The sequence below is a fragment of the Photorhabdus thracensis genome (assembly GCF_001010285.1).
In the GTDB taxonomy this organism is placed as follows: Bacteria; Pseudomonadota; Gammaproteobacteria; order Enterobacterales; family Enterobacteriaceae; genus Photorhabdus; species Photorhabdus temperata.
Window position 1 is genome coordinate 2,063,919 of sequence record NZ_CP011104.1, and the last position, 11,741, is coordinate 2,075,659.

An 11,741-nucleotide genomic window follows, 5' to 3' on the forward strand; every position below is an offset into this window, starting at 1 on the left:
TACATTTAAGTGTTGCCAGATTTGGTTGGCTGCGTTGTTTTGGGTACGTTAAATGTAAGATAGGTGTAAATTCCTATGATTTCTAAAGCTCAATGGATCTCTTATAGCTCGACTTTGCTTTTTGTCTTATTGTGGAGCAGTGGTGCGATTTTTTCTCGATGGGGACTTGATCACAGTACCGCATTCGCCATTCTTACGATGCGTTTTGCTATTGCGCTTATTTTTTTGATATTTTTGGGATTATTATTTAGGCGTAATAGCCATTATCTGCCTGTACACGGCACACGCAAACAGATAGCCAGTACCGGTGTTTTATTAATTGGTGGCTATTCTATTTGTTATTTTTTTGCTTTGGATAACGGGATCACGCCTGGGGTTTTGGCGACAGTGATGGGAATTCAACCGATTATCACACTGCTGGTGATCGAACGCCGTTTTTCGGTTGTGCGTTTAGCGGGTTTATTATTAGCGTTATTGGGCTTGATATTGGTGGTGTATCAAAGCCTGGTGGTGTCCCGGTTTTCCTTTGCGGGTATTACTTTTGCTTTAGCCGCATTGGTTTGTATGAGTTCTGGCGCGATTTTACAGAAACGAATTCATCAAGCTCCTTCTGTGGTTTTACCTCTGCAATATAGTGTTAGCTTACTGCTTTGCTTGCTGTTTGTTCCTTTCCAGCCTTTTGAATTTCAACTGGTGCCTGGTTTTATTATTTCATTATTATGGCTTGGGTTAGTTATTTCAGTTGTCGCTCAACTATTACTTTACCGGCTTATTCAGAGTGGTAATTTGGTGAATGTAACCAGTCTGTTTTATCTCGTTCCTGGTGTTACCGCCGTAATGGATTATTTATTTTTGGGAAATTCATTACCAGCGTTAAGTTTATTGGGTATGGTCGCTATCTTGTCAGGACTTATATTGGTCTTTCGTACAAAGAAAATACCTCTTTCCACTGAATAAAGCTGTGTTGCCGGGCGGTAATTAGCCCGGCAACAGCCATATTCTTTATTTCATTATCAGTTCTAAAGTAATTTCAGGCATGAATTCATTGATCTGGATGAGCATCCTCAGTCACTTTATATTGCTCCTTATATATTAAATGATGATCATTGTCGCTTGGATATTGTCTATTTCCGTCTTACAGTACTGACCGCATCCGTAATCTAACAGACCGCCTATATATGCTCTATTTTTATAACTTTAAGACAAGGGAATTAATGATGGAACCAGATATATCTACAGATAATATTAAATTGTTTATCGATGAGATAAATAAGTTAGTTGATATTGAAAATAAGAAAAATGGTGGCGCCCTCGCGGTTGCTGTCACCCACGGAAATGAAACAATTTATCAGCGCTATATTGGGCAAGCTAGTCTTGAACATGCAGTCGCTACTCATTCCGGAACTAAATTCTATTTGGCAAGTGCTTCAAAACAATTTACGGCTTTTTGCATTGTTTTGTTGGAAAAAGAGGGAAAGCTCTGCGTCAATGATAAGGTTAGACAATATTTGGATTATTTACCCACAGATTTTTCTGACATTACCATTGCACATCTTATCCACCATATCAGTGGGTTACGGGATGAGCTTTTGCTTTATAATCTGGCGGGTAAAAATACAAACTTTGACCACCGGAATATTGATTTAGCGAGAAAGCTAATTCAACGGCAACAAGTGCTTAACTTTACTCCGGGGGAATACCATCTGTATTGCAACACTGGCTATAACCTGCTGGGGGAAATAGTCAAGGTGGTTTCAGGTAAATCACTGAGAGAATATGCCGAAGAAAATGTTTTTGCCCCATTAAAGATGAAAGATACCAGTATCTGTGATGATGCCTCCGAGATTATCGTTGATCGGGCGATGGGTTATGCCTATAAAGAGGAATCGAACCAATGGATAAGAGATGATCTCAATGATTCGGTGGCCGGTGCAGGAGCAGTTTATTCTACAGTGAATGATTTATGTCGTTGGATGAGAGCGTTTTATTCACCATCTATTGTTCAGGATCTACTGCCTCAGTTATCCCGTACGCCACATTTAGCCAATGGCAATATTAGCAATTATGCCTACGGTCTTGTTATGGACCAACGTGAAGGACAAAAGATAATTCAACATAGTGGTAACTATGTTGGTTTCAGAATTAATATTTACATGTTGCCTGATATTAAATTGGGTGTTGCTATTACCACTGCAATGAGTATTGATGTTGTTAAACTGGTTGATCAATGTCTTGATGTATTGTTTAATCTTGGCGGTACTAAACCAGAAAAACAGCCTTGCCGGACCAGTAATGTCGATATTACCGGTATTTTTAGAGGGGTGAAACCCTATCCTTATATTATTACCAAAGAAGATTCATATTTATTGGATGATTTATTGAAAAAAAGTAACCCGATTATCTTTAACCATGATGGTACATTCCAAGAGGAGGGAGGTAAAGACCGATTCCAACCTATCATTAAAAATGATCGTGTGATAGCGCTGGAACAGACTGATGAAGATAGAAATACTTTTTATTTAGAGAAGAAGATTGATGAAGGTGGTATCGATATTCAGCGGTTATTAGGGAGCTATTATAGCCACGAAACAGAGGCGACTCTTACTATCACAGCTTCTGGCGATGGAATTTATATTGATGGAATTATCTATCCTGGGAAAAAAGAAGTCTTACTGCGGGTCTACGGGAATAGTTATTTCTCTCCCCGCACTGAATTCATTATTGATTTTGAATTAGACTCTAATACAAACAAACCTCACCTTTTTATCAGTAATTCACGTTGCTGGAAGATAGAGTTTGTTCCGGTTTAATTAGTATTGTTACAAATGAAATAGGAACTGAGAAGGGTGTTTTTATGGCAGGATAGTATCGATATATTATCTACCAGACTGCATTTATATACCTTGTTTGTATAACCTTAAAATAAGGAAATTAATAATGAAATCGAATATATCTACAAATAATATTAAATTTCTTCTCAAGAAAATAAACGAATTGGTTGATATTGAAAATAAGAAAAAGGGTGGGGCCCTTGCTGTTGCTGTTACCCATGGAAATAAAACCATTTATGAACGCTATATTGGGAAAGCCAGCATTGAATATTCGGTTGCTGTACATCCCAGGACTAAATTCTATTTGGCGAGTACTTCAAAACAATTCACGGCTTTTTGTATTGCCTTGTTGGAAAAGGAAGGAAAGCTCAGTGTCAATGATAAAGTAGGACAATATTTAGATTATTTCCCTGCTGGTTTCGCTGATATTACCATTGCTCATCTTATTCATCATACCAGCGGGTTACGGGATGAGTTTTTGCTTTATAGTTTGGCGGGTAAAAACACAGATTTTGATCACCGCCGTATTGAGTTGGTGAGGAAACTAGCTCAACGGCAACAAGCGCTTAATTTTACTCCTGGGGAATACTTTCTGTATAGTAACACTGGCTATAATTTGCTGGCGGAAATAGTCCGAGTGGTTTCAGGTAAATCGTTGAGAGAATATGCAGAAGAAAATATTTTCATCCCATTAAAGATGAAAGATACCTTTTTCTATGATGATGTTACCGGGATTATCGTTGATCGGGCAATGGGCTACGCTTATGACGAGAATTTAAACCGGTGGAAAAGAGATGATCTTAATGATGCAGTGGTAGGGGGTTCAGGGCTTCATTCTACGGTGAATGATTTATGTCGTTGGATGAGAGCGTTTTATTCTCCATCCATTGTTCAGGATCTATTACCTCTGTTATCTCGTATGCCAGATTTAACCAATGGCAATGTTAATAATTATGCTTATGGTTTTATTATTGACCAACGTGAAGGGAAAAATATAATACGGCACGGTGGTAGTTATAGTGGTTTCAAATCAGAAGTTGGTATTTTGCCTGGTGCTAAATTAGGTATTGTTGTGACCTCTGCAACGCATACTAATGCTTTTCAATTTATGCAACAGTGTATTGATGTATTGTTTAATTCTGACGATACTAAACCAGAAGAGCAGCCTTGCCGGACCAGTAATATTGATATTACTGGTATATTCAGAGGAATAGAACCTTACCCTTATATTATTACCAAAGAAGATTGCTATTTATTAGGTAATTTATTCGAAAAGGGTAATCCGATTATTTTCAACTCTGATGGCACATTCCAAGAGAAGAGGGGCGAATTTCGGTTCAGACCCATCATTGAAAATAATGATGTTATCGCATTGGAACAGATTGATGAAAATGGCAATGTTTTTTATTTGAAAAAGATGATTGGTAAAGGTGATATTGATATTCAGCGATTGTCAGGACGCTATTATAGTCACGAAACAGAAGCTATGCTCACTATTGAAGCCTCCGGTGATAAGCTTTATATTGATGCAGTTGTATTGCCTGGAAAAAAAGAAGTCTTACGGTGGGTTTACGGGAATAGTTATTTTTCTCAGGCTACAGAGTTGATTATTGATTTTGAATTGGACTCTGATACGAATGAACCTCATCTTTATGTCAATAATTCACGTTGTTGGAAGATAGGGTTTGTCCGGGTTTAATTGACATAGTTGTAAATTAAATAGGCATTGAGTAAAGTATTTATCAGGCAGAACTGTATTATTTATGTTTTGCCTGTTTTTTTGCATAGCACTTGTATGGTTTCCGTAATTTAGATAGTTACGTAAGTTGTTATCAGTGATTTGAAATTAGAAAATGTCAGATAAATTACTTTGATTTCCACCACTGATACAAAACTTCCACATCAGGAGAAGTGATCAGTTTCATGGCTTCTTTTAGTTGTTCCAAAGGCCAATTCCACCATTGCATTTCTATCAGCATAGCGATTTGCTCGTCGGAGAAACGTTTTCTGATAATTTTTGCAGGGTTTCCGCCAGTGATGGTATAAGGCTCGACATCTTTAGTGACTAGTGCTCGAGTGCCAATGACTGCACCGTCACCGATTTTTACACCGGGCATAATGATTGCTTCTGCTCCGATCCAGACGTCATGACCAATAATGGTATCACCCATAGATTTATAACCATCTTGTGCGTCAGAGAATGTTGGTTCTTCTGACATATAGAAAAACGGAAATGAAGATATCCATTCGAGCCGATGCCCTTGGTTGCCAGCCATCATAAAGGCAACTCCAGTACCGATAGAACAAAAACTACCAATAATAAGCTTATCTACGTCAACCAAATCAGGTGACAGATAGCGAGCACACTCATCAAAAGAGTGGCCGTGGTAATAGCCAGAATAATAACTGAATCGACCAACTTGAATATTAGGATTGGTAACTTGTTCTGCTAATGTTTTACCCTTAAAAGGGCTTTCAAAATAATTTTCCATGGTTTTATTATTCGTCTTTTTTAGTTGAATAGCTGAATATAATAAGGTTTATCGTTTACTAGCGATTTCATTCTGTAAATATTTCTTCTTGTTCGATGCTACATTAGAGTATAGTGGTTGTAAATATCTAGATTTCTAATATATTATAGTTTGCTTGAGAATCTGTATTTATGATGTGATAATTATCGTTTTTGGCTCTGTTCTTTTAGTGAGGTGGCAGATGTATTTATAAATAGATTCAGTAATATGGTGTTGTAATTGAATGATTGGAAAAACACTTTTGTGAATTGTACTTAGAAAACCGACTTATTAACACGGAAGGAGTGGCGGATGAACAAGTGAGAAACAGAGTTTAATCTTGATCACAATAAAATGAATGTAAATTTATTATGGAGGATGAGTTATGTGATATTGATTCCTATTTATCCAACCTGATATTGAAAAAATATCTTAATCTGGGATATATAAGATATAGTGAAAATAGATTTTTATTTAGTCACGAAATTATATTTATTCTAATGTGAACATCCATTTTTTATAGATATAGTTACCTGTTAATTCATCATTATTTTTGATAAATAAAGTAAAGCAATAATAGGCAGAAATTTTTGACATGATTAATATCAATAAAATATATCCATCGGATAATAATGAATCGCCTTATGACTTTGATTCTGAAGTTGTTATTGGGCTTGTTGGTGCTGTGGGTACGGATTTAGAGATAATTAAAAATTCGATAACACAGAAGCTTAATTCGTTCAGATATGAAACACAGGAAGTAAGAATATCTTCTGAAATAATTTCAGTTTTAAGAGAAATTCCACCAATAATGGATAACTATGAAAAAATAAGTTGTTTAATGTCAGAAGGTAATCATTTAAGGGAAGTGAGTCAGGATAACTCTATATTAGCATTAGCTGCGGTAGCAAAGATAAATAAAGGAAGAAAAAAGGCGCACTTTTTACCAATACCGTCTTATAGGAAAGCATATATTATAAATTCGCTTAAACATCCAGATGAAGTAAATGCGTTAAGAAATATTTATGCAAATGGGTTTTTCCTGATAGGTGTATATACAAGTGAATCCCAAAGATTAAGAAATCTCATTGTCGATAAAGATATTGATGAGTTAAGGGCTAAAAAGTTGATCAATCGTGATTCCAATGAGGGAAATATATGGGGGCAACATACTAGAGATACTTATGAATTATCTGACTTCTTCATAAGTTACGATGGAAATAAAAATAGAACTGATAATAATATATGGAGAATATTGGATCTTATTTTTGGTAATCCATATGTCACACCAACTTTTGATGAGTTCGCGATGTTCATGGCTTTTTCTGCTTCGTTACGGTCTGGAGATCTTTCCCGTCAGGTTGGTGCTGTATTAACGAAAGAGAAAAACATAATTTCAACTGGGGCTAATGATGTACCACAATTTGGCGGAGGATTATATTGGCCTGATTATGTGGAGGATTCAATTGAAGATGTTGAAAATGGTAGAGATTATAAAATAGGTGAAGATTCAAATGCGAAAGAAAAAAGGTTAATTATTGAGGATATACTTAAAGACATTGTAGATGGGAAAAAAGAAGAGTTTAAGGAGTATCTCCTCAGAAGCAAGATAAAAGATATTACCGAATATGGTAGGGTTGTGCATGCTGAAATGGAGGCAATCCTAGCATGTGCAAGAAGTAATGTTAGTACTTGTAATGGGATATTATATTGTACTACATTTCCTTGTCATAACTGCGCAAAACATATCGTTGCCTGTGGCATAAAACGTGTTGTATATATTGAGCCTTATCCTAAAAGTAAAGCTTTTGATTTTCACCCTGATTCTATTTCAACACCTGAAGAGAAGATTTCTGGTAACAAAGTAGTTTTTGAACCATTCGTGGGTGTTGGGCCTCGTTGTTTCTTTAATTTATTCTCTACAAACCTAGGGGTAGGCTATAAAATCAAGAGGAAAGATAAAGAGGGTCAGGCTGTTAAATGGCATAGAAGAGATGGAAAACTCAGAATGCAGATGCTACCATTATCCTATATAGAAAGAGAGGCGCAATCAGTAATTAACGTGGATAACTTAATAGAGGAGTTAGGAAAATGACCGAGAGAGAAGAGTTTCTAGCTTATGTAGCCGAAATGAGAAAAACAGTTGAACAATGGCCAGATTGGAAAAAAGTTGGCTTGAGAACACCCCGCAATCCTCATATACCTCGTAAAGATAAAATTACTCCAAAACCTAGAGGCTATGCGATTTTTGCTAAAAATAAATTGGTATAACTTGTTACTACTTATTGGAAAACAGAAAACTTGCCGAGAGTTTTTTGTTTTCTGCCGTTAGAAAAATAATTAAAATAGTAAAGTAAGATCTTATTTCAATAACCTGATAATAACCTTGATGTGAATAAATATAAAAAGTAACCCTTTTTAGGGTTACTAATAAATAGTGTTAATTACTCAAGCTTATTATTTTTTCTCAAAAAACGTCCGTTTTAAACCTAATTCCAGCCCGCGAAATTCTGCCAAACCTTTTAATCGGCCAATACAGGAATAACCGGGGTTCGTCTGTTTTTTCAGATCATCAATCATTTGGTGGCCGTGATCAGGACGCATTGGGATTAAACGGTTATCACCGGCTGCTTTGCGGCGATATTCTTCACGCAGGATTTCCATAACCACACTATACATATCTACATCACCTGCCAGATGAGCGGCTTCATGAAAAGTTTTACTGTTTTCTTCCCGTTGGGTAGAACGCAGGTGAGTAAAATAGATCCGGTTGCCGTAGCGCTGAATCATCTCAATCAGATCATTATCACCACGAACGCCGTAGGAGCCGGTGCACATCGTGATGCCGTTAGCCGGGCTTGGTTCAATGGTTGTCAGCCATTCAATATCTTCAATGGTGGAAATGATACGTGGTAAGCCCAGAATAGGGCGAGGTGGATCATCCGGGTGAATTGCCAGACGTAAACCCTGTTCTTCACACACAGGAACAATCTGGTGCAGGAAATAAGACAGATGCTCACGCAGTTTATCGCGGCTAATATCTTTGTAGCGATCCAATTGTGCCTGAAACTCTTCCAGTGTGTAGCCCTCTTCGGCACCCGGTAGACCGGCAATGATATTAGCAGTGAGTTTATCAATATCAGCATCAGACATATTGTCGTAATAGACTTTTGCCTGCGCTTGTTCTTCAACTGTGTAATCGGCTTTTGCATCAGGGCGTTTGAGGATGTGGATCTCAAATGCGGCAAAGGCAATTTGATCAAAACGCAGGGCTTTAGAGCCATTAGGGAGTAGATACTCAAGATCAGTACGTGTCCAGTCCAGCACCGGCATGAAGTTATAACAGATGGTGTCTATGCCGCATTCAGCCAGATTTTTCAGCGAAATTTTATAGTTATTAATCCATTGCTGGTAGTGACCTGTCTGAGTTTTAATTTCTTCATGAACAGGCACACTTTCAACAACCGACCAGATAAGCCCTTTATTTTCGATGAGGGTTTTACGGGCCAGGATTTCATCTTTGCTCCAAACTTGTCCGTTAGGAATATGATGTAATGCGGTGACGATACCCGTTGCACCAGCCTGACAGATATCATCTAAGGAAACAGGATCATTTGGGCCGAACCAACGCCAGGTTTGTTCCATTGTTATTTACCTTTGCATAAATTCAGAATGAAAAACAGCCACCAGAATAACTGGATATAAAAACTTATTTATAAATTATCCTGCTGAATTAATTACGCTGCTTTGCTATTTCAAAGGGATATGAATTAAACAGATAACCATCGAAATAGGGATCATCAATATCAGACAATTCCAGCAAACGTAATTTCACATTCTCCAGGTGTTGCCACATTGCCTGTTTGGCTGCCGCCGGATCTTTCTTGATCATGGCGGCCAAAATGATCTGATGATCATGCAGCCATTCTTTACGGTAATCTTTGTCGGTGATTCGGCTATGGAGTTTCAGCCACATGGGATTATTTTCCCGCCATGCCCAGGATTGTTTAAGCAGTTCAACTAACATGCTGTTATGTGTCGCTTCCGCAATTGCCAGATGGAATTCTCTGTCACCGGATTCATCTTCACCGGCAGCCAAATCTTCCGACTCTCTTTTTAATGCCCGGCGCATATTCGCAATGTCGTTGGGTGTGACTTGCATTGCGGCGAATTCAGCAATATTACTTTCCAGCAATTGGCGAGCCTGTAATAGTTCAAAAGGTCCTGCCGCGTTGACTGAGCATGAAGACGACGACAAGTGAGGGAGGTTGATAATATAAATCCCGGAACCTTTGCGAACTTCAATCAGGTTTTCCAGTTCGAGCATGATTAAGGCTTCACGGACAACGGTTCTGGAAACCCCTAATAAATCAGCAAGCTCTCGTTCTGGTGGTAAACGATCCCCGATACGATATTGCTGGTTGGCAATCATCTGCCTTAATGAAACGCCGACTTCTTGGTAAGGGCGTTTTGGCTCAAGTAAATGCTTCATTACATCACTACCATTTATGATAATTATTATTGTATTGCATAGATCATAGTCAAAAACAGGAATTGGTCAACCAAAAACGCCGCTTAAGGGTGAAGGCCATTTGACCTTCACCAAGGATGATTATCTTACTGCGCGAATGCGTTCTACCATGCGGTAAAGCATCGGATCAGTTTTCTTGATATCGTCGTACATAGGTTTGACCGCTTCTTCAAACGATTTTTTATCGACATTAACAAACTTGACCCCAATTTTTTCTGCGTTCTGGCGCTCCTTCTCTTCTGACTTTTGCCATAATTTCGTCATATATTCGGAAGAGTTGGCTGCCGCATCCATGAGGATTTTTTGTTGTGCTGATGACAGTTTATTTAGCGATTTATTAGAAATCACCAGGACATCCGGCACCATAGTGTGCTTATCCAGTGAGAAATATCTTGCAACTTCACTGTGACGGCTCAGGTTGAAAGAGGGAATATTGTTCTCTGCGGCATCTACGACACCCTGTTGCAGGGCGGTATACAGTTCGCCGTAAGCTAATGGTGTCGGATTGCCACCCAAGTTTTTCACCATTGAGATGGCTGTTGGGCTAGGTTGTACACGGATTTTCATGCCTTTTAAATCCGCAGGAGTGCGAATCGGCTTTTTAGCGTAAAAGCTGCGTGCACCGGCTTCATAATAGGTTATACCGACAAACCCGCTGTTTTTGCTGGAAGCGAGGATCTCTTTACCTATCTCTCCGTTTTTGATTTTTTCGTAGTGTGCTTTATCACGGAATAGATAAGGTAAATTAAAAGCGGAATAGGCCGGCGTAAACGCTTCCAGTTCCGCAGCGTTAGATTTGACTAAATCCAGCGCGCCATTTTGCATCAGCTCCATTGATTCCCGTTGGTTGCCCAATTGTGCATCTGGATAGATCCGAATACGAACATCGCCATTCGTTTTTTGGCGAACTTCATCAGCAAACTGAGTCATTGCCTTGTGTACTGCGTGATCGCGGTTATGGTTATGACTGAGTTTTAATGTTGTCGCTGCCATGACTTGTGATGCTCCCAAGACGAACATCGTGCCGATGACAGTACATAAAACACGCTTAGAATGGTTCATTGTTCGTTCTCCAATTGCTGTAAATAGGTTACGGGCACAACTGAACTGACGGTCAAACCATAAGCACTACTTTGGCTTTCGTCAAAAAGTAAAAACCATTTGGTTGACCAAGATCCCAAAATAACCCGGTTTTTTGGTCAACCAATCAGTTTGTGATCCCGCTCACTGGATGTTTTTTTGACCTGGATCTTATAATCCCGGTGACGTAAGGTTCCCTTTACTTATTTTGGTCAGGCAGTTTTCCCCTATCTGGTCAACCAAACATGGCATCCGTAAAGGCCAATAAGGATAAAGCCCCATGAAAAACCTTGTGGATTGCATCAATAAAGGTTTGGCATTTTTTACCATCTGCCTTTCCACTTTTTTGGTGTTTTGTGTCACATGGCAGGTGGTTTCCCGCTATGTGCTTGGTACGCCGAGTACGGTAACGGATGAGCTTGCTCGTTATCTGTTTATGTGGGTCGCCATGATTGGCGCGGCATATACCACAGGTCAACACCGTCACTTAGCTATCGACCTGTTAATGATGAAACTTAAGGGGATAGGTAAAAATATTGTGGGTTTGGTGATACAGGCGGCGATAGCGTTGTTTGCTGCGGTCGTACTGGTGTATGGCGGATCGGTACTGGCTATTTCAACGCTTGAAACCGGGCAAATTACACCGGTGCTAGGGCTACAGATGGGATATGTCTACTTATGTTTGCCAATCAGTGGAGTGCTGATGATTTTCTATGTGCTGGCAGACATTGTTTCTCTGATTCAGAATTTTTCAGGTAAAGACACCGCGGTTTCTGAAAGTCATTAACA

10 protein-coding genes are annotated in these 11,741 nt (G+C 38.8%); 6 read left to right on the forward strand and 4 right to left on the reverse strand.

Annotated elements, in window-relative coordinates; all coding sequences use genetic code 11:
• Positions 1–75: 75 nt before the first annotated feature.
• From VY86_RS08780 to VY86_RS08790, 3 genes are all read left to right on the forward strand, one after another.
• The gene (locus VY86_RS08780; protein ID WP_046974678.1) at positions 76–957 is read left to right on the forward strand and encodes a DMT family transporter; all 882 of its coding nucleotides are present in this window, start codon (positions 76–78) and stop codon (positions 955–957) included.
• Positions 958–1,214: 257 nt separating this feature from the next.
• A complete protein-coding gene (locus tag VY86_RS08785; protein ID WP_052760802.1) occupies positions 1,215–2,810 on the forward strand; it encodes a serine hydrolase domain-containing protein in 1,596 nt (531 codons plus the stop codon).
• A 127-nt stretch (positions 2,811–2,937) separates the two neighbouring features.
• On the forward strand, positions 2,938–4,530 hold the full coding sequence (locus tag VY86_RS08790) for a serine hydrolase domain-containing protein (RefSeq protein ID WP_046974679.1): 1,593 nt from the start codon (positions 2,938–2,940) through the stop codon (positions 4,528–4,530).
• 166 nt (positions 4,531–4,696) lie between these two features.
• On the opposite strand, the gene catB is transcribed toward VY86_RS08790, so the two are convergent.
• The gene (gene catB, locus VY86_RS08795) at positions 4,697–5,323 is read right to left on the reverse strand and encodes a type B chloramphenicol O-acetyltransferase (RefSeq protein WP_046974680.1); all 627 of its coding nucleotides are present in this window, start codon (positions 5,321–5,323) and stop codon (positions 4,697–4,699) included.
• 613 nt (positions 5,324–5,936) lie between these two features.
• Between catB and VY86_RS08800 the strand changes: the two genes are divergently transcribed.
• Together VY86_RS08800 and VY86_RS08805 are read left to right on the forward strand one after the other, a co-directional pair.
• On the forward strand, positions 5,937–7,436 hold the full coding sequence (locus tag VY86_RS08800; RefSeq protein WP_046974681.1) for an anti-phage dCTP deaminase: 1,500 nt from the start codon (positions 5,937–5,939) through the stop codon (positions 7,434–7,436).
• Positions 7,433–7,612, forward strand: coding sequence for a hypothetical protein (locus VY86_RS08805; RefSeq protein ID WP_046974682.1), 180 nt, complete (start codon positions 7,433–7,435; stop codon positions 7,610–7,612). The genes VY86_RS08800 and VY86_RS08805 overlap by 4 nt, the downstream gene beginning before the upstream one ends.
• 186 nt (positions 7,613–7,798) lie before the next feature.
• Here VY86_RS08805 and uxuA read toward each other — a convergent pair whose 3' ends face one another.
• The 3 genes from uxuA to VY86_RS08820 form a co-directional block, all read right to left on the reverse strand.
• Positions 7,799–8,986, reverse strand: coding sequence for a mannonate dehydratase (gene uxuA / locus VY86_RS08810; RefSeq protein ID WP_046974683.1), 1,188 nt, complete (start codon positions 8,984–8,986; stop codon positions 7,799–7,801).
• An 88-nt stretch (positions 8,987–9,074) separates the two neighbouring features.
• Positions 9,075–9,833, reverse strand: coding sequence for an FCD domain-containing protein (locus VY86_RS08815; RefSeq protein WP_046974684.1), 759 nt, complete (start codon positions 9,831–9,833; stop codon positions 9,075–9,077).
• A 120-nt stretch (positions 9,834–9,953) separates the two neighbouring features.
• Complete coding sequence (locus VY86_RS08820) at positions 9,954–10,934, reverse strand: TRAP transporter substrate-binding protein (protein WP_046974685.1); 981 nt, start codon at positions 10,932–10,934, stop codon at positions 9,954–9,956.
• Between the two features lie 298 nt (positions 10,935–11,232).
• Here VY86_RS08820 and VY86_RS08825 point away from each other — a divergent pair, with 298 nt between their 5' ends.
• The gene (locus VY86_RS08825) at positions 11,233–11,739 is read left to right on the forward strand and encodes a TRAP transporter small permease (protein ID WP_046974686.1); all 507 of its coding nucleotides are present in this window, start codon (positions 11,233–11,235) and stop codon (positions 11,737–11,739) included.
• Positions 11,740–11,741: the final 2 nt, after the last annotated feature.